The sequence below is a fragment of the Xenorhabdus sp. Sc-CR9 genome (assembly GCF_963897815.1).
Lineage (GTDB): Bacteria > Pseudomonadota > Gammaproteobacteria > Enterobacterales > Enterobacteriaceae > Xenorhabdus.
The window spans coordinates 55186-77090 of record NZ_CAWQTY010000233.1; the positions used below are offsets into that span (position 1 = coordinate 55186).

Sequence of the window (21905 nt, forward strand, 5' to 3'; positions counted from 1 at the left end):
ATATATGTATGAGGAAAAGAGTAACAGGCAAAATGGAAAAGCAACAGGAAACGGTGGCTAAAAAATACGGTAGCCGTGTGATTGGCTACCGTACAGAGGATCAATTGGAGATCATGATGATCAATCTAATTGGCGACCCTTAACTTCACTGTGGACAGTTGGAAGCTCCGTGTCGTGACTTTCATTTTTCACAAAAGGCACTTTGCCGGAAAAAATATCTTTTTGTGCAGAGACAGCCAGACTTGCGATGGAATCTGATAAGTTAACACCCAAGTCTTTGCCTTTGTCGTATCCCGTTACAGCTTGCTGGTTAATTTGCTGGGTATTCACTGTTACAGGTCCTTGTGCACTGTCAATTTTGCCGCCAGTTAAGTAAGTATTTCCAGAGATACCCAGATTGACTCCTTGAGTTCCGGTCAGCGTTGTTTGTTTACCTGCAGCTTCCCGATCGAGGGTATTGTAATTGCCTTGCAGCTTGCCATTGTAGCCTTTGAAAGCCGCAGACAGCTGATCTTTCAGACTCGGTGCTTCGTCTTTGGCTTTGGCATTGCCGGTGGCCTCGGTTTTAGTTGTGCCGGTAGCCACGTTTTCTGCTGTATTAGTAAGGTTCGTTTTAGAAGGATCGTCCCCTTTGACGGTTTTGCTATAACCCAAGCCAGCATCCAGACCGACATTCAGGCTATGAGTGCTGTCTTTGAGGCTTTCGACATTAAAATTGCCGCCGACTTTGCCCGAAACTTGATCAGCCGTTACATTAGCGCCTTTGAGTGAGGTATCTCCCGCGCTGGTCAGCGTGACATTGCCGCCGGAAACATATGCGTTATGGTGAGTCGTTTTATCCAGATGATTAACCCCGAATTTTAATTCACCACCAATGTTATATTTGTTGTCGATGATTTTGTTAGCCGAATCTTCGGTTGCCGAAGTATTACTTGCCGCATCATCACCTCCTTCATTTTTGCGGGCGGTGGAAGACATACCACCTTTAGCTTTAGCGCCGACGTTCCAGCCATTGGCGTTGGCAGTATCTTGAGCCGAAGTCAGTTCGATTTTTCCACGCTGTGCGGTTAAATCTACCTGTTTGCCAGAAACATTGGCGCCTTGTAATGCCAAGTTATTTCCCGCATTCAGATTGACACCCTGCCCACCTGTGATATTGCTGGTTTGAGCTGTCGTATTGCTTTGATTGTCTGTGTTATAACCGCCACCGAGACTACCACTGAAGTTCTTTTTGTCCGGCTCAGTTCCCACGGTCAGGGAAATCTCACCATTGTAACCAGTGCTTTGTTTCTCAGTACGATGGGTGGCTTGGTTGAACTGAATATTTCCACCTGCATCAACATTGTTTGAACCCTTGCCCGCATTCATTGATGTACCTTGATAGCGTGCATCTCTGGTGACCTGGACATTAATACCGTTTTGGGCGTTGATGCTGCCGTTAACTGCGCTGGTATTGTTGTTAGCGGTTTCCTGATAGCTGCCATTGCCTTTACCACTGACGGAGATATCTGTGCCCGTTTTGGTGTAAACACGTAAGCTAGCATTACCTGTGGTGTCAGAGGTCTGGCTGTTTTGGTGATTGAATGCGGCTTCACTGGTATGGCTGCCCGCGGTCAGCGATATACCACCTTTATTGGCTTGATATTGCGTACCTTGATCGTAAATATCGCCATTTGTTATCACCTTGACATCGCCAGCCTTAATGGTGGTTACCACCGCATTGGATTTATGGTCATTGGTGTAATGGCTATTGCCATTCATCTCCATTTCAATACCCACATTAGGCAGATCTGTCTTCGTGACGGAAGTATCCAGTTTCTTGTCTGCGGCGGCTTTTGCCGTTTTTTCTACTGGGCGGGTCGTTGCACTGTAATCGGCTGTGCCACTGATTTCACCGCCTACCTGTAATTGACTGGTCGAGCTGGATTCCGTGTTAGTGGTTGCAACATTCTTAATGCTGCCTGCATTGGCCTGATAGCTACCCTGTACCTGATGGTTAGTACCTTGTTGCTTCAATTCTCCCATTGCATTCAGTCCAAGGTCACCGGAGACTTGAGTGTTTGTCACCACTGCTGTTGTCTGGGTCTGAGATTGACCATTGTTGTTGTAACCCCCCTCAGCACCGTTACCGAACCTGTCCATGCCACCAGTGTAAAATACGCCGCCACGGGTTTTTTCTTGTGAGGTTGAGGTTGATGTACTGTTTTCACCCACCAGCAGAGCAACGTTATCCCCGGAGATTTTTGCATTGCCCTGTGTTGTCACCAGATTAGCGCCTGTAGCCGTCACATTTCTACCTGCATTTACAGTGAGAACACCGCCATTCAGTTCTGATGACTGTTGAGTCGTACTCTCGTTTCTATGTTTATCGAAAGTATGGTTAAAACCGACCCCGACACGGTACTGCTTATCTTTTACATCCTTCGCGTAGGCCTGCCAATCAAGGTTGGTTTTTTCCTGTTGGTACTGGTTTTTCTCACCATAGTTCAGGATATTAATATTGCCTGAAGTGTTCAGTTGCAGTTCACCGACACTTTTCGCCAGGCTGCCGATGACATTGATATCTTTATTGCTGAGTAATTTCAGGTCTGCATCGGAACTCAAATGGCTGCCGGAAGATTTTTGCTGCTTGTTATGTTCTTGATTGGTATTTTTAGTGATGTTGAAGATCGTTCCCTTTCTTTCATCCACCTCTTTATAAGTGTGGCTGACAGCGTTATCGACAGTTAATTGTCCATCATTGGCCTGAACATAGGCACCTTGTTGGGCTTTGACTGTACTGCCCGTAATGGTGACACCATTCATGCCGGTCAGCAGCAAATGTCCGCCTGCCGTCACTTCGGAAATATGGTGAGTTTCTGATTTATCACGGTGATCTTTCTTGCTGCCGCCAGCCATACCGTGCCAATAAGTTTGATCCTTGGCAAGGATCTGATCGTCAACAAGAGATTGAACAGTAATATTGATTTGCTGGCCCGCAGAAACAATCAGGTTTTTGCCTGAGTCAATGTGAGTTCCGGTAATATCAGCATTTCCTCCCGCCGTGATGCCTAAATCTCCGCCTGAGCTTAACTTATTGCTGACGCTTTTCTGAGTGGTATTGGTCTTATTCCAGTGACCGGTTTGCAGTGCCGCAGTATGGTTCTTTTTATACCCTCTCTCTGCGGTTGTTTCTGATTCCATCAGCCCCGCCAGCTTCACATCTTTCTTAGCGGATACAGTCAGTTGATTTTCTGCTTTGATCTGACTGCCAAGTACCTCTGCATTGCCTTCATTGGCAGTCAGATGAACATTTCCACTGGCATTAATGGTATTGCCTTCTTGCTGATACTTTTCATTCTCGTTGATAACACTATATTTCCAGGATATTTTCCATTGATTATTGCTTGTCCTGTCAAGCTGGTGAAGTTGTTGTCCATCTAATTTCAGATTGGCACCAGACAGTCTGACATTATTCCCGTCAATATCAGTTGCCATCACTTGATTGTTTTGTTTGGCGACCAATGTGATGTTCTTGCCTGTCAGTTGGGTACGAGCAACAGATTCACTGATTTGCTCTTGTTGAGTATAATTACCTTTGAAATAACCTTTGTAGTTACCACTGCCCGTTTTGTCTGATGCAGATTGATTCATACGTCCTTGAGACAGGACATTATTGCCTTTCAAGGTAATATCCCCGCCTTTCAGGGCAGCGGCTTCCAACTTCACATCACCGTAGGATTCAATATCAATACCGTCATCGGTGGTCATCTTGCCTTGTAGATTAACACCGCTTCCTTCCGCTGTGTTCAGCAGACGAATGCGTCCGGCCTGCATACTGCCAAGATAATAGCTGTCGAGTGCGCCGATGTTCACTTGTTGTGAATCCAGAATGCGGCCATCGGTGGAAATCTGGTTATTGCCCGTCGTGATATTGAGGTTTTTTGATGTAACAACCTGACCATTGCTGTTAATTTTAGGCGCAATCAGATTCAGGACATCATCATGGGACAAGCCATTGTTTCTTATATTCAGGGCATTCTGGTTATCAAAAGTGCTGAAGGCTTGCAGGGTACCATTTTCCACCAGCGGATTACCGACAACCAATGAGGCTTGATTGGTATTGATGAAGCCACAGCCGTTACAGGTAATACCATTGGGGTTTGCCAGCACATAATCGGCGGCTATGCCAAACACTTCCTGTTTTCCAAGCAATAACGAAGGGTTGCGGCTAATCACCTCATTTAAGATCACACTGGCGGCCTGTCCATTCAGGTTGCCGTTGGCAGATAATTGGCCTGCCAGTTGTGATGTGCCCTCTTCTAAGGCGTTATTGAACACCGCCCCCATTTGGTTAACGTTGAAATCCTGATATTGGTTATGTGATAACCCGGATTCGGAAGGCGCAACAATATTTATCACCGTTGCACTGGTATCAGACTGGATAACATCCGGGCTATGTACGGCATCACCTCCGGGCGTAATCCCATTGGCAAAACTGACTGAACAAGTTGTCAGGATAATTGCCATAGATGCGGCAAGTTTTCCTGTGGGAGATAACTTAAATTTTTTACTTTTCATGCTATTACCTCTATTTGTTTTCATTATTGCTATGTGCGGCTTTCTAGGGACTATTCTTTACGAATGATTACCCTATGAATGGCTGCGGTTAAAAAAGCGCTAATAATTAATTCAGAAATTAAAAAGTGTAAGAAAAGCGGGTTAACAGCTGCATAGGTTCATCCGTGTTCCTCTTTTGGTGAGAAAGATATTTGCCCCGGCTTACCTCAATATTCGCAAACAGATGTTGATAGCGCAGTGTCAGACCCGCACTCAATCCGGCACTGCTTTTCCAGTCATCCTGACGGGGATGGCCTTTAACCCGGCCGATATCGACACCGGTACGCAGCGAAAGTGAGCCTTTTGAAATGGGTATTGAGCGGGAAAGTGTATTTCTCAGATACCAGCCGTTATCAGCCGATGACACATGATTGCTGAATCCTCGTACAGCATTACGGTCGGTCACATTGATCCACTCAATACCCGGCAGCCCACTTTGACTATATTGAGCATAAAATTGGCTATTAAATCGGTAAGGCATACCAAAGATCGTGAAACGTTGTTGTAGATTTGCCGACAACTTACCTTTGGTAAATTGTTTATTCAGTTTGGCTGTTGTGATTTGGGCACCAAACCACGGCATTCCCCGCTCAATGCCCATATTGAGAGAAATCAGCCCTGAAGGAATGATTTGTAAATGGTTAATACTCAGTTCGAGAACACTCAATGTCTGGCTATTGATACCGATTTTTGACTCATTGGCATAGTTCTTGTAGTCCTTATAAATCAATTGAGTGTTTAATGTACTGATTTGCGATTGGTTACGATGAAAGACCCAATCGGTACGAATGCCTGTTTGCTGTGACTTCCCGTGCAGCTTGAGCGAGTACATCTGTAAATGGGGGTGGCTGATGTATTGGGAATGGCTGTTGAATCCACTGAAGGTCATGGCTCCATAAGGGAGCGAATAAAGCAGGGTATAAGCGCGGTTGTACTGGGTATCGGGTTTATCAATGGTACTGTTGCCGCTGAGGCTGACAAAATCAGATAATCCGAATGGGCTATCAACGCTGGCATTAAGTCGGGTGATCCACTTCCCTGTACTTTTCTGCCCATAATTATCAGTAGTCGTGGTTATTCTCCACGGGGTGGAATGTCGATTATGCAGCTTGATGATGGAGCCACCACTGACTGTGCCGGGCAGAATATCAAGGGTGACTTTGTTTGATTGCAGACGATTCGCCTGATCTAGCCCTTGATCAAGCTGGTTCAGGTTGAGCGGCTTATTTGTCAAACGTGGGAATAGCATTTGACTATTGACCCAACGGCCATCGCCTTCTATCGCCTCGACAAAGCCTTCGACAACATTGATCCCCAGTTCGCCATTCGCATTGGGAGGAATAAATTGTACCCGTGCCGTAACGTAGCCTTTGGCAATATAAAGGTTAGTGATTTCTGCTGACAGTTTGTTGATGCCATTACTGGTGATACAGCTATCGGGCAGGGAACTGAGTGTATTCAGATCACTCAGAGAGAGTAAAGTAATGCCCTGAAGATAAACCCCACTGACTGCCAAGCATGGCGGTGCTTCCACCAGCACAGGTGAGACAGTTTGTGGTGAAACACTATCTGTGCGATTGATTAACCCCTGATTGCGGCGTTCTTCAATTAATTGGTCTATTTCCCGTGAACTATCCTGCAAGGTTCTTCTTGCTTCATCTGTAGAGAAAGTGTCATTCGTAGGGAAAATAGGTTGAATCACGTCAGGCGATGAACTTACCTGAAATGACGTAAATAATAAGATGAAGATTGTTGTCCTTTTAATCATGATAATACCCAAATGACAATAGTTAATGGGGAATGTATCGTGTTGGGTTAGTTTTAAGCTTTCTAGCTTACTAATTAAGCATTAGAGCATAGAAAATATTTTATTTTGCTCTGATTAATGATTGATTTTTGTTCTGAATCATAATTTAAAATTATAAATTTCATTTAGTAATCTATAATAACTAAATTTAGTTATTGTTTTCATTATTATTAGGAAGTAAGTCAAATTGAGTTTTTGTTTGCTTGAAAATCAGAATAATAATAAGGAAAAAGCAGCGTTATTTTTTTGCTTTATGTTTTTCACTTAAAAATTTTACTTATGTACTTTTTATAAAAGGATTTCGAGAGGCAGAATATAAAATAGAAAATAAAGAATTTTTTTTAGTTGGATGATTTTTTGTGCGCTAATAACGAATGTAATTATGAGTGTGATTCATATTTATTCATTGTGAAAATAATTACTATATAAAAATTTGACAGTGAGAAAGAAACAGAAAAGTAAATATAAAATAGAATAATAGGGATTAAAGTAAATTGGCGGGGTTTTGAGATATATCTGATTGATTCAGCCAATGAATGACATTCATTGGCTGAAAGATTATTACTTAATTCTTAATGAATAAGATATTAAGCAACAATTGGCGCACGCCAGTCGTCAGAACCAGAAGTACCCGCAGTAGTGTGTTCCCACTCGATCTTACGATAAGACAGAGAAACACGAACCAACTGAGTGAATTCAGCTTTTGCTGGGTCCTGGCAGTGTGGCATTTTGCAATCGATATCAACGATAGTTGCATCTACCAGTTTAGTAGTAAAGAAGTGCTCTTGTTTACCTTCGATAGAAGTACGGTACCACTTCAGCTCTACAGTAGGCAGCATTTCGCCGGAAGCCAGTGCGTTGTAAAGCAGAGGAACTGCTTTATTCAAAGCAACGGTAAAGCGGAATGGCTTATGCGCACGTTGACCAGAAGGCTGTCCGGACTGTGGGTCAGTAGGAACAGTCACGATGTGGTCAAATTCCTGAACCAGCATTTCGTCTTCGTGGCCCTGAACAAAGATATTACCTACGGATTCAGCGGTGAATGCGCCAGCGGTAATATTGCCCTGAGTTTTACCATTAATGGAAATATAACATGGAGTTGGCATATGAATATCCTATAAAAATTTACCAATATTAGTGTAAGTGTTCATTCCTTGCGTGATTATTCCATTTATTAATCAAATGAAATTATCGCTTGCCAAACACTCGGGGCGAATAATAAAGCTGAAATTTTCTAATGCAAAGTTATTTAAAAAATGCAACTCATGTCACAATTCAATGGCAAATGGAAATTTTATAATCATTGCCGTTGTAAAATTTATGTCTGAATATTTATATAAAACAAGATTGTTCAACTGGTTTAAAAATAGCCTCAAAACTTTGCATTTATTCAATACCTTGATTTTTAAGTTGTTTTTATTTTTAAGTTGAATGTATTTTATGATCATCTGGAAAATGTTAACCGGATCAAAAAAATGAAAATAATTTAGGTTATTATGAGGCGCAATTAATCAAAATAGAATGTAAAATGATATTTACCATAATTATCAGGAGAGTTTTTGCGGGTTATGTTTTATTCGTAATAAGATGAAAATATTTCTTTTTATACAATTGATATGTAATGGGACTGCACACTCTTGCAGCGAGTAAAACCAAGCTTTTCTCTATTTTAGGAGAGAAAAATGTTTATAACTTGCTATGAGTTGACATAAATAGATTAAAAGCTTGAATAGCGGTCTTTATCAATTTGTGTTTTGGCTTTACATCAAAAAAATAAAGTGTCAAACTCGAGCTTGACGGTTTTTTATATCGATGTTATTTCCACGGTTGTATAATAACTGAATAGGATATATCTGATTATTTAACTATATGTTGAAATAAAATCATTCGTATCTACAAATACGGTTGTCTTCTCTAACCTATTTTTTAGGGAGTTTTGCCGTACTTTTTTTATATGGATCAACATTGGAATCATTCTCTTACCAATAATGGGTTGTCAGACAGTTCATGGTTGTATTAGCCAAAGGATTCAAATATGAGTAAGAATAGTCCAGGTAGCGTAGCTCCGAAAGAAAGAATTAATATTAAGTATGTTCCTAATAACGGTGACCAGACCGCAGAAGTTGAATTACCTCTGAATCTTCTGGTTGTTGGTGACTTGAAAGGAAAAACCGAAGATACACCAATTGAAGAACGGCAAACAGTTTCTATCAATAAGAACAATTTTAATGCCGTAATGAATGAAGCGAACATCAATCTGACTTTTAATGTTCCTAACCGCCTTGATGAAAAAAGCGAAGAAGACTTGCCAGTTAATCTGGAAATAAAATCCCTGAACGATTTTTCACCAGATAATGTCGCGAAGAAAGTCCCTGAATTAAATAAACTTCTTGAACTTCGTGAAGCATTGGTTGCTTTAAAAGGTCCATTGGGAAATATCCCAGCATTTCGTACTCGCTTGCAGTCACTGCTGGATGATGAATCCGTTCGTGAGCAACTCCTGAAAGAACTTGAAATCGTCAATAAAAAATAACTGGTAAAGGAATTTTTAAATGGCTCAGCACGAAGAAAACAGCACAGCTATTGCTTCCGGCGCAACGACCTCCTTGCTTGATGAGATCATGTCTCAGGCAAGAATGACCCCGGAAAATGACGGCTACTATATCGCTAAGCAGGGTGTCGCCGCGTTTATCGGCAGTATTCTGGATACTGGCTCTAACGAAGAACCTATTAATAAATTACTCGTTGATAAAATGATCGTTGAGCTGGATAAAAAGCTGAGTGAGCAGATGGATGAAATTCTGCATGCTAAGCAATTCCAGGAACTGGAATCTTCCTGGCGTTCACTGAAAATTCTGGTAGATCGCACTGATTTCCGTGAAAACATCAAAATCAATGTCATTCATGCGACGAAAGACGAATTGTTGGAAGATTTTGAATTCTCACCTGAAATTATCCAGTCCGGCTTTTACAAACACGTTTATTCCACAGGCTACGGTCAGTTTGGTGGTGAACCTGTTGCTGCTGTCATCGGTAACTATGCGTTCAACAATACCACTCCTGACATTAAACTGATGCAGTATGTCAGTTCTGTCGGTGCAATGGCTCATGCGCCGTTCCTGTCTTCCGTTTCTCCGGAATTCTTTGGTGTTAACAACTTTACTGACCTGCCAGCCATTAAGGACCTGAAGTCTGTTTTCGAAGGCCCTTCACATACTAAATGGCGTGCGCTGCGTGAATCTGAAGACTCACGTTACTTAGGTCTGACCGCACCGCGTTTCTTGCTGCGTCTGCCTTATTCCAACGTTGAAAATCCAATCAAAAACTTCAATTATCAGGAAAATGTCAGCCGTGACCACGAACACTTCCTGTGGGGCAACACAGCATACTTACTGGCAAGCTGCCTGACTGACAGCTTCGCGAAATATCGCTGGTGTCCTAACATCATTGGTCCACAAAGCGGTGGTGCGGTAAGCGATCTGCCTGTTCACCTGTATGAAGCAATGGGTCAGGTTCAGGCGAAGATCCCAACTGAAGTTCTGATCACTGACCGTCGTGAATTTGAACTGGCAGAAGAAGGTTTCATCACGCTGACCATGCGTAAAGGCAGTGATAACGCCGCATTTTTCTCTGCAAACTCAGTTCAGAAGCCAAAAGTATTCCCGAATACCCGTGAAGGGAAAAATGCGGAAACCAACTATAAGTTGGGTACGCAGCTTCCTTACATGTTCATCATTAACCGTCTGGCTCACTACATCAAAGTGTTGCAGCGTGAACAGATAGGCTCTTGGAAAGAGCGCCAGGATCTGGAGCGTGAACTGAACATGTGGCTGAAACAGTACATTGCTGATCAGGAAAACCCACCAACTGATGTTCGTAGCCGTCGTCCTCTGCGTGCTGCTGAAATTAAGGTTCTGGATGTTGAAGGTGATCCGGGCTGGTATCAGGTTGCTATGCAGGTTCGCCCACATTTCAAATATATGGGTGCAAGCTTCGAGCTGTCTCTGGTTGGACGTTTGGATAAGGAATAATCATGGCTGCGCTGTACAGTTGGAACAGAGGCAGCTCTGCCAGTCTGTTCGAGCGCATTCAAGGGAAGAGCTCCGGCTCTTCCCGTCAGTCAAGGATGCGTGCACTGCTTGATTCTATCAAGAAGCATTTGAATGAAGTGCTTAATTCCCGTCCCGGTGCCTGCCAAAGCGCTGTTGAATTAGGTGTCATTGACCTCAATGATGCGACGGCGACATCGGTGGATTTCAAGCAAAGTATCGAATGGGCGATTGAAGAGTGCATCAGAAATTATGAGCCAAGAATATCAGCGGTTTCTGTCAGTGCCATCAATGATGATTCAGATCCGTTGCTGTTGAGCTTTCATATCAGCGCTGAAATATCTCTGGATGATATCAACGACCTTGTGGAATTTAGCATCCAGCTGGATAACAACCGGCGCTATTGCCTGGAGCGAACTCAATAAATGTCATTTGAAAAATATTTCAGAGATGAATTGAACTATCTGCGACAACTGGGAAAAGAAGCCGCAGTTGAGCGTCCTCATCTTGCCGCATTTCTGTCAGAACAAGGTTCTGATCCCGACGTTGAGCGTTTGCTTGAAGGTTTTGCATTTCTGACGGGCAACTTGCGGGCAAAGATTGATGATCAGTTCCCTGAATTGACTCACGGCCTGCTTAATATGCTTTGGCCGAACTATCTGCGCCCGACCCCGAGCATGACCATCATCGAGTATACCCCTGATGAAAGCGTTGTGACGAAAGCGACACAGGTCAAGCGTGGCACGCAGATTATGAGTCACACGTTGTCAACTCAAGATGATATTTATTCGAACGAAAAATCCGGTGGTATAAAAGACGATCATGGCCGTTGTACTTTCACGCTCTGCCGTGATGTTTGGCTGTTTCCGCTTTCCCTCCGTGACATTTCCGTCAATAACAGTAATGAAAACGGGATCATTGGCCTGAATTTTGCCTCGAAAACCGAGCTGAATCTGCACGAATTGGAACTGGATAAACTGCGCTTTTATCTGAGTGGTGATGACTATACGACATCTCAACTCTATTTCTGGCTCTGCTATTACTTCAGAAAAGCGGAATTGGTGGTGGGTGATGAGGTAATCCCTCTGCCGGATTTTGATTTTGTACCAGTGGGATTTGAGCGGGAAGATGCACTGTTGCCATACCCGAAAAACGCCTATATGGGATACCGCATCTTGCAGGAATACTTCTGCTTTGCGGAAAGCTTCCTGTTTTTTGATGTGAAAGGTTTCCCGGAACTGCCTGAAGATCTCAAAACCAAAGATTTTAAACTGAATTTACATTTTTCTCAGGCACTGCCACCAGAAGCCAAGATCCGCCATGATACTTTTCGCCTGCACTGTACACCGGCGATCAACCTGTTCCCGATGGATAGTGAAGCGATTGAACTCAATGGCAGCCAGACTGAATATCCCCTGAAGGCCAGTTACAGTTTCCCGGATAATTACGACATTTTCTCCGTGGATGGCGTGGAAAGTTGGTTGACAGGTGAGAATGGCGAACGCAGTCGTGCCCGTATTGGCGGACGTGTTTATACGCCTTTTGAGAGTTTCAATCACCAGATTGATAACGAAGACGAAAACTCAATGCGTTTTTACCGTCTTCGGGTGAAAGAATCTCCTTTCCGCAGGGGGCTGGAACATTTCATCTCATTTGTACGGGGAGATGAATCCAATCTGCTCAGACTCAAGCTGAAAGAAAATGTCTCTATCAGTTTGACCTGTACCAACCGTGAACTGCCGTTAGAGCTGCGTGTTGGCGACATCAATTATCCCTCCATCGGCAGCCCGTCATTTGCGACATTCCGCAATATCACCCGGCCGTCAGTCCCCCTCTATCCTTTGCTGGATGGCGGGTTGCACTGGTCACTGCTGTCGAATATGTCGCTGAACTATATGTCACTGCTGGACAGGGACGCGTTGAAACAGGTACTGCGTACTTACGATTTCCCAAGTATTCATAACCGACAGTCCAAACGCTCATCGCAGAAACGGCTCGATGCCATTGAAAAGATTGAAACAGAACCGACAGATCGTCTTTTCCGTGGGCAGCCTGTGCGCGGATTGCGTTCAACGTTGTATATCCGGCAGCAGGCATTCAGCTCAGAAGGTGAGCTTTATCTATTCAGTACGGTTCTGTCACGGTTTTTCTCACTGTATGCCAGCGTCAACGCTTTTCATATGTTGAAGGTAATCAATTTAGATAATCAGGAATGTTATGAATGGCCGGTACAGATAGGTCAACACTCGTTGATGTAATCACTGAGCAGGAGCCTGCCACACCGCTGGCATTGGACATCTCACAGTATAATTTTTACCAGTTGGTTGAGCTGCTCAACCAACTTGCGGTAGCGTGGGAAAAAACCGGAGAAACAGATCGTGCCGATCTTGAGTCTATCCGTTTCCGTTCCAGTGCCAGTCTGGCGTTCCCGACCCGTGATGTCATCTCACTCGCGCAATCCAGAAAGGGATACTTCGAACTGGAAGTTTCCTTTATGGGGTTGCACGGAAGCCAGTCTCCGATGCCAGGCTACTATCTGGATTCACTGGCATGGGAAGACGCTCAGGGAGAAAACCGCCTGACGGATTTTCTCAATCTTTTTAACCATCGTCTAATTACTCTCCTGCACCAAATCTGGCGGAAATACCGCTATTACATCTGTTTCAGGCAGGGTGGGGAAGATAACTTCTCCCAGCGTATGTTCTCGCTCGTCGGTCTGGGCAGTGATGTCAACCGCCGGATGCTGAACATCAACCACAGCAAAATGCTGGCGTATGCCGGATTGCTGGCTAGCCCCGGTCGTTCACCGGAAGTGATATGCAGCCTCGTTTCCCACAGTTTTGATTTGCATGACGTTACCTTGCACGGTTGGCAATTCAGGAAGGTCACGATCCCAATGGATCAACAGAACCGTCTGGGAGGAACCAATAAAGGACAGAAAATTGGGGACACCGAGCTGTCCGTGTTGGGACACAACTTCACCATCGGCTCATGGGTCGGGGATTACAGTGGAAAATTCCTGCTAAGCATCAATGATTTGACCCGTGATCGGTTTCTGTCATTCCTGCCCGACGGAAAGAATTATCTCCCCCTGGTGATGTTCATTTCTTTCGTCATGCGCAGCCAGTTCGCTTGGGAACTACGTCTTGGGCTGGCTGAAAATCAGGTTAGCGGTATGGTGCTGGGAGCTAAGGAGAATAACCATCTGGGGTGGACCAGTTTTCTCGGCGAACCGGAAAAGAAACCCTTTGTCACAATTTCAGTTATGGAATAACGACTATGGAAAAACATCAACCAATCCTTTCATTGCGGGTTCTTAACAGTGAACAGCTAGAAAGTGGTAAAGCTGCCAGTTGCCAGTTCTCGGCACAGGGCGGTACGGTCGGTAGCAGTGAAAGCCATCTTTGGTCTGTGCAGGATCAGCAGGGCAATGTCCACCCATCACAATTCGCCATCAAATGGCAGGATGGGGCATTCTGCCTGCAAGTGCTTGCTGAACCAGTAAAAATTAATAATGCAACATTGACACCTCAGTCAAGTCTGATTCGTTTGCAGCAGGGCGATCAGATCAAAGTAGGAAACTTATCCGTCAAGATCCACATCAGTTTTTTTGAGACAGATCGTGTCGATCCTTCAACCGTATCGCCTGAGTCGCTGGTCTCCAGTTACAGCAACCCTCTGGATGCCATGATGGAAGGTGCTCCGGCGCAAAAATCCGCATTTGCCCATGATGAAAGTGTAGCTCCGACGGTTATGCACCGTTTTAGTGATGATCCACTCAGGGTGCTCGACAGTGAGAGTCTGACTACCCTGAAACCACAGGTTGAAGCTGATGATACCGAGCAGCTTTTGCCGCCGGATCATTATCAATCACCCCCATTTGCCAACCCTATTTCTGATAACCGAGGCAGTGTTATGGATCAGGAGTTCCTTGATTTACCGGATATCGCGTCCGATAGGCAGTACGAAGATATGGATGTTGATCATGTTGCAATTACTCCGCTCATGCGTGGGCTGGAGGCTCGATTGCCTTTGCACGACAGCCAGCAGGCGAATGATTTTCTACAAGAGATGGGTAAAACCATGAAAGCCGCGATTGAAGGGTTATTGGCTCTCCAGCGCGAACAGCATGGATTGCGTGATAAACAACTTCGTCCCATTGAAGATAACCCGCTGCGCCTGAACATGGATTATGACACCACCATGCAGGTGATGTTCTCCGATCAGAAAAGCCCGGTTCACCTGTCTGCTCCTGCTGCCGTAGCGGAAAGTCTGCAAAACCTGCAACTGCATTATCAGGCCAACCGGACTGCGATTTCTGCTGCGTTGGACACCATGCTGGATGCATTTTCTCCGGAACAACTGCTTCGTCGTTTCTCACATTACCGTCGTAGCAACGAAGTCAAGAATAAAGATGCATCCTGGGCTTGGGAAATGTACACCAATTATTACCGTGAACTAGCGTCCAGCCGCCAGCAAGGGTTCGAAAAGCTATTCCGCGAGGTGTATGAGCAGGCTTATGACCGCGCACTGCGTCAGGGCTTAGAGGAATCTAGCAATGACACATTCCGCTAGTCGCCGGATTTGGGCTGTAGGGATTTTATTGCTGTCAGCGATGTTGCTGAACGGCTGTAGCAGTGCATGGAACGCAACGAAAAAAGTGGGGCAAGTTATCTGGGATCCTTCCACTCCGGTAGGAACACCTGATGATCAGCCCTCTGTTGCCAACATTACATTGCTGGCCGAACCCGACATCAACCCCAATGAAAGTGGTGAAGCGGCTCCTGTTGAAATGAACCTGGTTTATCTCAGTGAAGATTCACGTTTTTTGGCTGCCGATTACGACCAGCTGGAAAGCGACAAACTCGAAAAGGCGCTGGGAAAAAACTACATCGATCATCAGGATTACACCTTGTTGCCGGGGCAATTCAAGCCTCTGGAAGCCATCACACTGGAAAAGAAAAACCGTTACATCGGTGTCATCGTTCACTATGCAGATGCAAATCAATCTGAATGGAAAAAGATCATCCGGGTAAAAGACATCGGCCGCCATTACCACATCTTGGTGCATGTCAGAAATAACGACGTAGAACTTAGAAAAGAGGAGGAGTAATCATGCCGGGTAAAAATCGGGTGATTTGGCACGAAGGATTATTCATCAAACCACAACATTTTCAGCAGCAACAAAAGCACATTGATTATCTGGCACATAGTCTGGTTTCAGTATTGACACCTTATGCGCATGGTTTCAGTTCCCTGAGCATCAATGATGATTTGCTCAAACTGGGGCGCATCGGCATTACTGAAGCCAGCGGTATTATGCCGGATGGCACTATATTTTCTGCGCCGGGCCAAGATTTATTGCCAAAACCACTGGATATCGAAAACATCAATGATCTGAAAAGCAAAGATATCTATCTGGCATTGCCAATGTCCAGCGACACCATTCGGGAAGTTGCTGATCGGGATTCAGAAATCCAGAGCGCTGTGCGTTATCGGGAACTGCCTACCGATGTCCGTGACTTGCATACCAAGGGCGGTGACTCCTTCGCTCTTAACCTTGCCCAATTGACACCGGTCCTGATGCAAGGCTCCGAGGATATGAGTGCTTATACGGCGATCCCACTGTGCCGCATCAAAGAAAAGCAAAAAGATGGCACCATCGTTCTGGATAACGAATTTATTCCGACATGTTTGTCGATCTTCGTGGCCGATAAGCTCAGGCGCTTTATGGTGGAAATAGACGGCCTGCTGACAGAGCGTTCAAGAACATTGGCAAAACGTATCGGTTCACCGGGCCAGCAAGGTGTTGCGGATGTGGCTGAGTTTATGATGCTGCAACTGCTGAACCGCGTTCAGCCGCTGTACAACCACTATGCAAAACAGACTGTTCTGCACCCACTGTATTTATATACCGAACTGCTCCAGACGTGTGGTGAGCTGAGAACGTTCACCGATGCAAGCCGCTTGCCGGGTAATGTCTTGGCCTATGACCACAATAACCTGACGGATACCTTTCAGGATGCGATGCACGCAATTCGTGACGCGCTGAACGTTGTTCTGACACCACGTGCAACATCCATTGCGCTGAAACAGAACGAAGGCGGCATCCGTGTGGCGACGCTCCACGACAACGATTTGCTGCGCAAAGCTGAGTTCGTACTGGCAATCAGCGCCAGCACGCCACAGGAACAGTTGCGTCGCCAGTTCGTCCAGCAAACCAAAGTCACTTCGATGGAAAAGATCCGCGATCTGGTCAGCGTTCAATTGCCGGGCGTGCCACTGATTGCATTGTCCGCAGCACCCCGCCAGTTGCCGTATCACTCAGGATATACCTACTTCCGTCTGGATCAGAAAAGTCCGGCATGGAAAGAGATTCAGCAAGGAAATTCCATCGCATTCCACGTATCAGGAGAGTTCCCTGATTTAGATATGCAGCTCTGGGCTATCAGGGGCGGTAAGGAATAATCATGAGTGATATCAATGTTGACAGTCTGTCACTGGCAAAGCCTGAAACGTTGAAAACGTTTCAGCACCAGTATCAGCTACCGTTGCGCGGTGAAAGCCTCAACCCAATGATCGATGCTGCCACCCCTTTGCTGGGGATGGTTTTGCGTTTGCAGGACATGAATGATCAGGCATTGCCGGACAAGCTTTACCAGCAGGTTGTGACTGACATTCGGGCCATTGAGCAGTTTCTGCAAACTAAGGGTTATGAACCCGGTGCGATTGTTTCATTTCGTTACGTACTGTGCACCTTCATTGATGAAACTGCGTTGGGGCACGGCTGGAACAGTCAGAATGGCTGGTTAAAGCAATCACTGCTGGTGCACTTCCACAATGAAACCTGGGGAGGTGAGAAGGTTTTTGTATTACTCGAACGTTTAATGGGAGAGGCTCAGCGCTACCAGCACCTGCTGGAGTTCATTTATCTCTGTCTTTGTCTGGGATACCGCGGGCGTTACAAAGTCAGCACCCAGAAAAGTGATGATTTTGAGCGTTTGTTCCGCCGCTTGCAGCAACAGCTTCACTCACTGCGCGGAGACACTCCGCCAACCACGTTGTATGTCAATGTCAACGAGAGTGACGCGCGTTATCGTCTGAGCAAACGCTGGACCATCAAACACCTGCTCGGTATCAGTATAGGATTGTTGATCGCCATTTACAGCTTTTATGCCATTCGCCTCGGTGATCAGACACAAGACATATTACAGCAGCTAAGTAAATTATTGAGATAGGAAGTCGCCATGATTCAGATTGATCTGCCCACTCTTGTAAATCGTTTAAACCCGATGACCCGCCATGCGCTGGAAGCAGCGGCGGCATCTTGTGTCAGTCAGCAGCAGCCTGAAATCACTGTTGCACAACTGTTGCTTCAAATGATCGACACACCACTCAGTGACATGAGACTGATCCTGAATAAAGCAGACATTGATAAAGATCTGCTGAAAGAGCAGCTCGATCAGGTGATGACTCATCATCAATCGCTTGTGCAGAGTTACCCGAACTTTTCCCCGATGCTGGTGGAGTGGTTGCAGGATAGTTGGCTACTGGCTTCCACAGAGATGCAGCACTCTGAATTGCGCAGCGGTGTGATGCTGATTGCGTTGCTGTTCAGCCCGCTGCGTTATTTGGCACCACAAACTGGGCGTTTGCTGGCGGGTATCAACCGCGAATTACTGCGCCAGAACTTTGCTGAATGGACAAATGGCTCTGCCGAGCAGCCTTTTGCTGTCGACGATAAAGAGGGGCAGGGCGTGCATCCGGCAAACAGCGACAGTCTGCTGGCGCGCTTTACTCAGAACATGACTGAGCAGGCTCGCAAAGGAAAACTCGATCCTGTTCTGTGCCGCGATAAAGAAATCGATCTGATGATCGACATCCTTTGCCGTCGCCGCAAAAACAACCCTATCGTTGTCGGTGAAGCGGGTGTGGGTAAAAGTGCCCTGATTGAAGGTCTGGCACTGCGAATCATTCATGATCGTGTACCGGATAAATTGCGTAACAGCGAATTAATGACACTGGATCTGGGGGCATTACAGGCAGGAGCGGCGGTTAAAGGTGAATTTGAAAAACGTTTCAAAGGCATCATGGCGGAAGTCAGCCAGTCGTCAAAACCCATCATCTTGTTTATCGATGAAGCCCACACTCTGATTGGCACCGGTAACCAAGCCGGCGGGCTGGATATCTCCAACTTGCTGAAACCTGCTCTGGCACGCGGTGAACTGAAGACCATCGCAGCAACCACATGGAGCGAGTACAAAAAGTATTTCGAAAAAGACGCTGCACTGTCCCGTCGTTTCCAACTGGTAAAAGTTTCTGAGCCAACGGCAGATGAAGCAACAGTCATTATGCGTGGTCTGCGCGCCATCTATGAGCAGGCACATGGCGTACTGATCGATGATGAAGCCCTGAAAGCCTCTGCGGTACTGAGTGATCGTTATCTTTCTGGCCGCCAGCTGCCGGATAAAGCGATTGATGTGCTGGATACCGCTTGTGCCCGTGTTGCCATTAACCTGACTTCACCACCACGCCAGATCTCCTCATTGACGACTGAACTGCACCAGATGCAAATGGAAATTGATGTGTTGGAAAGAGAGCAACGCATGGGACTGAACACTCACGCGGAGCGACTGGAAGAATTACAAAACCAGCAGAAAGAAATTCAGGAACAACTCACAGAGTTGGAAACTAGCTGGAAACAGCAACAGGAATTGGTAAAACAGGTCATCGAACTGCGCAGCCAATTACTGTCTGACGATGAGATGGCTGAAACTGAATCCGAAACCGCTGAAAACGTGGTTGAAGAGCGTGCGGAAGAGACGGCTGGGCAGCCGGCTGAAAGCATGGAAGAAGCAGAAGAAAATCAATCAGATGAGCAGGTTGAACCTGCGGTCAATGACGAACAGTCTTTGATCGGAAAACTGGTCGAACTTAACGCACAACTGGCAGAACTACAGCAGAAACAAACTCTGGTTTCCCCGCATGTAGACAAAACCCAGATTGCTGCGGTAATTGCTGAGTGGACTGGTGTTCCGCTGAACCGCCTGTCACAGAGCGAACTTTCCATTGTGACTGAACTGCCGACTCATCTGGGACAAAGCATCAAGGGACAGGAACTTGCGATCCAGTGCCTGCATAAACACCTGCTGACTGCCCGCGCGGATTTGCGTCGTCCGGGTCGTCCTCTGGGGGCATTCCTGTTGGTGGGACCAAGTGGTGTTGGTAAAACCGAAACCGTCCTGCAAATTGCAGAACTGATGTTTGGTGGTCGCCAATATCTCACCACCATCAACATGTCTGAGTTTCAGGAAAAACACACGGTATCCCGCCTGATTGGTTCACCCCCGGGTTATGTGGGCTACGGCGAAGGTGGAGTATTGACCGAAGCTATCCGTCAGAAACCGTATTCCGTTGTCTTGCTGGACGAAGTCGAAAAAGCCCACCCGGATGTATTGAACCTGTTCTATCAGGCCTTCGATAAAGGGGAGCTGGCGGATGGAGAAGGACGCATCATCGACTGTAAAAACGTTGTGTTCTTCCTGACCTCTAATTTGGGCTACCAAACCATCGTAGACAATGCTGAACAGCCCGACCAGATCAACGATCTGCTCTACCCTGAGCTGGCGGCGTTCTTCAAACCAGCACTGTTGGCGCGCATGGAAGTGATCCCTTACATGCCGCTGGGCCACGAAACACTGAAAACCATCATTCAGGGCAAACTGGCCAGACTGGATACGTTGCTGATTCAACGCTTCAACGCAGAAGTCACCATCAGCGATGAAGTATCGGAAGAGATCCTGCAACGTGCTACCCGCGCAGAAAACGGTGCCCGTATGCTGGAATCCATCATTGATGGTGCTCTGTTGCCACCGGTTTCATTACTGTTGTTGCAGAAAATGGCTACGGGTACACCGATCAAGGCCATTCGCTTAACCGTGGCAGAGCACGAGTTCCAGGCAGAGGTTGAGGAGGCGGAATAATGAAACAGCGGCTGAAAAGCGCGTTAGCGTTATTGGAAGATGACACTATAGAAAAACTGGTTGGCCATTTCTTGCAGGCCAGCCAAAGCTCGCGTTTTGATGCCCTGTTGGTTTTCCTGCTGAACATCAATGAAAACAGGCTGGAATGCTACAACTTGCCGGAACCTCAGCAAGCCAGTTCACGCCGGTTGCAAGTGGATATTGATGATGTCAATCACCCGTTGATACAAGTACTGCGTAAGGGAACCCCAACAGTTTGGGATTCCCTTAATCACGGGGTTCGCATTGACGATCTTCATTTCCGCACGTTTATTGCAGAACTGCCGCATAACTGTGGGTTATATGGCATCCCCCTGTTTGACTGCAATGGGCAGGCTTGCGGTGTAATCGCCATTTTTGCCGAAAATGTTCACCATTTCACCAACAATGAAAACATGTTCGGCATTTATTGCCATGTCATGCAGCATCGCCTGAAAAAATTGCAGGAACTCGAACAACTGCGCGGACAGTTACGCCAAATCCGCCAGGTATTTCAGGTTCAACGCCAAAAAGAAAAACAACTGGATGAACTGCTCGCTTCTCTGAGTGAATCGAAAAACCCAGCGGCGGTCAGCAGTATCTCCGTGGATTACAGTCATATCGATAATCTGCCAAAAGCCATAGAAGAATTTGAAAGCGCCGTGTTGGTTCAACGTCAGCGTCAATTTGGCAACGACACCAGATTGATAGCACAGAGTCTGGGCATCCCCCAGCGGACGTTGGTTTACAAACTGGCTAAATACGGGTGTAGATTATGAATATCATTTTAATTATCAGTTCATTACTCGCGTCATTGGCAGGGAACCCTAAGCTTGCGGAGGTGGTAGAACCGAAGGAAGCGGTCGCGGTAAAGGAAGAACAAAATTTAGATGAACTGCAAAAATGCCGCTTTGAGCCGTCTCCTCTTATCCGGCTGGCGTGCTACGACCGTGCGTTGAGTAACCTTAAGTTTAAAACGGTACACATTCCAATTGAAAAAATGGGACCGTCATGGCGGAAGGCAATGGAGCAGGAGATGAAGCGTACTGATTACTCCACTAGCTTCATTGTGACGCAGGGAGAAAATGGTGTGGCACCGGTTATCCTGACCACGCCCGCGATTGGGGTTCCACCCCCTCGGCCTGTATTAATGCTGAGTTGCATTGACAATATCACCCGTTTGCAGGTAGCACTGCCTAAAGAGGTGGAATCAGGTGATGTCACCATTATGACGGACAAAACCCAGTACCGCACCGAATGGTTCGTGCGGGAGCAGGGTTACTTATGGGAATCCAGCCGTGGCTTACCGGGCATTGACGAAATCAAGCGCCTGATGAACAGCGATCGGATGACTATCACCGGCAGTAATGGCAATCAGATAACCTTTAACATTTCTCAGCTGGAGCAGGCAACGAAACCTTTACGTGCTGCCTGCCGTTGGTAACCGAC

The 21905-nt window shown here is 46.2% G+C and carries 15 protein-coding genes; 12 read left to right on the plus strand and 3 right to left on the minus strand.

Annotated elements, in window-relative coordinates; translation table 11 throughout:
• Positions 1–120: 120 nt before the first annotated feature.
• From AACQ81_RS18745 to AACQ81_RS18755, 3 genes are all read right to left on the minus strand, one after another.
• Positions 121–4560, minus strand: coding sequence for a hemagglutinin repeat-containing protein (locus tag AACQ81_RS18745; RefSeq protein WP_237385842.1), 4440 nt, complete (start codon positions 4558–4560; stop codon positions 121–123).
• Positions 4561–4678: 118 nt separating this feature from the next.
• Positions 4679–6367, minus strand: a complete 1689-nt coding sequence (locus AACQ81_RS18750; RefSeq protein WP_237385843.1) for a ShlB/FhaC/HecB family hemolysin secretion/activation protein — start codon at positions 6365–6367, stop codon at positions 4679–4681.
• 626 nt (positions 6368–6993) lie between these two features.
• A complete protein-coding gene (locus AACQ81_RS18755; RefSeq protein WP_237385844.1) occupies positions 6994–7512 on the minus strand; it encodes an Hcp family type VI secretion system effector in 519 nt (172 codons plus the stop codon).
• Between the two features lie 929 nt (positions 7513–8441).
• Here AACQ81_RS18755 and tssB point away from each other — a divergent pair.
• From tssB to vasI, 12 genes are read left to right on the plus strand one after another with little or no spacing between them, the layout of a single operon-like run.
• Positions 8442–8939, plus strand: coding sequence for a type VI secretion system contractile sheath small subunit (gene tssB, locus AACQ81_RS18760; protein ID WP_237385845.1), 498 nt, complete (start codon positions 8442–8444; stop codon positions 8937–8939).
• A gap of 19 nt (positions 8940–8958) precedes the next feature.
• Positions 8959–10437 carry a type VI secretion system contractile sheath large subunit gene (gene tssC, locus AACQ81_RS18765; protein WP_237385846.1) on the plus strand — a complete coding sequence of 493 codons (1479 nt, stop codon included), beginning with the start codon at positions 8959–8961 and terminating at the stop codon, positions 10435–10437.
• 2 nt (positions 10438–10439) lie between these two features.
• Entirely contained in the window at positions 10440–10880 is a 441-nt protein-coding gene (gene tssE / locus AACQ81_RS18770; protein ID WP_237385847.1) for a type VI secretion system baseplate subunit TssE, read from the plus strand.
• Positions 10881–12713, plus strand: a complete 1833-nt coding sequence (gene tssF / locus AACQ81_RS18775; protein ID WP_237385848.1) for a type VI secretion system baseplate subunit TssF — start codon at positions 10881–10883, stop codon at positions 12711–12713.
• Complete coding sequence (tssG, locus tag AACQ81_RS18780; RefSeq protein ID WP_237385849.1) at positions 12677–13729, plus strand: type VI secretion system baseplate subunit TssG; 1053 nt, start codon at positions 12677–12679, stop codon at positions 13727–13729. Before tssF ends, tssG begins: the two co-directional genes overlap by 37 nt.
• A 5-nt stretch (positions 13730–13734) precedes the next feature.
• Positions 13735–15030 (plus strand): type VI secretion system-associated FHA domain protein TagH, encoded by a 1296-nt coding sequence (gene tagH / locus AACQ81_RS18785; protein ID WP_237385850.1) that lies wholly within the window; start codon positions 13735–13737, stop codon positions 15028–15030.
• The gene (gene tssJ / locus AACQ81_RS18790; protein ID WP_237385851.1) at positions 15014–15568 is read left to right on the plus strand and encodes a type VI secretion system lipoprotein TssJ; all 555 of its coding nucleotides are present in this window, start codon (positions 15014–15016) and stop codon (positions 15566–15568) included. The genes tagH and tssJ overlap by 17 nt, the downstream gene beginning before the upstream one ends.
• A 2-nt stretch (positions 15569–15570) precedes the next feature.
• Positions 15571–16923: a type VI secretion system baseplate subunit TssK gene (gene tssK / locus AACQ81_RS18795; RefSeq protein WP_237385852.1), complete on the plus strand. Its 1353-nt coding sequence runs from the start codon at positions 15571–15573 to the stop codon at positions 16921–16923.
• Positions 16924–16925: 2 nt separating this feature from the next.
• Positions 16926–17693 (plus strand): type IVB secretion system protein IcmH/DotU, encoded by a 768-nt coding sequence (gene icmH, locus AACQ81_RS18800; protein WP_237385853.1) that lies wholly within the window; start codon positions 16926–16928, stop codon positions 17691–17693.
• A 9-nt stretch (positions 17694–17702) separates the two neighbouring features.
• Entirely contained in the window at positions 17703–20438 is a 2736-nt protein-coding gene (tssH, locus tag AACQ81_RS18805; RefSeq protein WP_237385854.1) for a type VI secretion system ATPase TssH, read from the plus strand.
• Positions 20438–21235 (plus strand): Fis family transcriptional regulator, encoded by a 798-nt coding sequence (locus tag AACQ81_RS18810; protein WP_237385855.1) that lies wholly within the window; start codon positions 20438–20440, stop codon positions 21233–21235. The genes tssH and AACQ81_RS18810 overlap by 1 nt, the downstream gene beginning before the upstream one ends.
• Entirely contained in the window at positions 21232–21900 is a 669-nt protein-coding gene (vasI, locus tag AACQ81_RS18815) for a type VI secretion system-associated protein VasI (protein ID WP_237385856.1), read from the plus strand. The genes AACQ81_RS18810 and vasI overlap by 4 nt, the downstream gene beginning before the upstream one ends.
• Positions 21901–21905 lie beyond the last annotated feature (5 nt).

Bases quoted from the DNA above. Each gene is read 5' to 3' on its own strand.
- AACQ81_RS18745 (WP_237385842.1), bottom strand. From the start codon at position 4,560: ATGAAAAGTAAAAAATTTAAGTTATCTCCCACAGGAAAACTTGCCGCA.
- AACQ81_RS18750 (WP_237385843.1), bottom strand. From the start codon at position 6,367: ATGATTAAAAGGACAACAATCTTCATCTTATTATTTACGTCATTTCAG.
- AACQ81_RS18755 (WP_237385844.1), bottom strand. From the start codon at position 7,512: ATGCCAACTCCATGTTATATTTCCATTAATGGTAAAACTCAGGGCAAT.
- tssB (WP_237385845.1), top strand. From the start codon at position 8,442: ATGAGTAAGAATAGTCCAGGTAGCGTAGCTCCGAAAGAAAGAATTAAT.
- tssC (WP_237385846.1), top strand. From the start codon at position 8,959: ATGGCTCAGCACGAAGAAAACAGCACAGCTATTGCTTCCGGCGCAACG.
- tssE (WP_237385847.1), top strand. From the start codon at position 10,440: ATGGCTGCGCTGTACAGTTGGAACAGAGGCAGCTCTGCCAGTCTGTTC.
- tssF (WP_237385848.1), top strand. From the start codon at position 10,881: ATGTCATTTGAAAAATATTTCAGAGATGAATTGAACTATCTGCGACAA.
- tssG (WP_237385849.1), top strand. From the start codon at position 12,677: ATGGCCGGTACAGATAGGTCAACACTCGTTGATGTAATCACTGAGCAG.
- tagH (WP_237385850.1), top strand. From the start codon at position 13,735: ATGGAAAAACATCAACCAATCCTTTCATTGCGGGTTCTTAACAGTGAA.
- tssJ (WP_237385851.1), top strand. From the start codon at position 15,014: ATGACACATTCCGCTAGTCGCCGGATTTGGGCTGTAGGGATTTTATTG.
- tssK (WP_237385852.1), top strand. From the start codon at position 15,571: ATGCCGGGTAAAAATCGGGTGATTTGGCACGAAGGATTATTCATCAAA.
- icmH (WP_237385853.1), top strand. From the start codon at position 16,926: ATGAGTGATATCAATGTTGACAGTCTGTCACTGGCAAAGCCTGAAACG.
- tssH (WP_237385854.1), top strand. From the start codon at position 17,703: ATGATTCAGATTGATCTGCCCACTCTTGTAAATCGTTTAAACCCGATG.
- AACQ81_RS18810 (WP_237385855.1), top strand. From the start codon at position 20,438: ATGAAACAGCGGCTGAAAAGCGCGTTAGCGTTATTGGAAGATGACACT.
- vasI (WP_237385856.1), top strand. From the start codon at position 21,232: ATGAATATCATTTTAATTATCAGTTCATTACTCGCGTCATTGGCAGGG.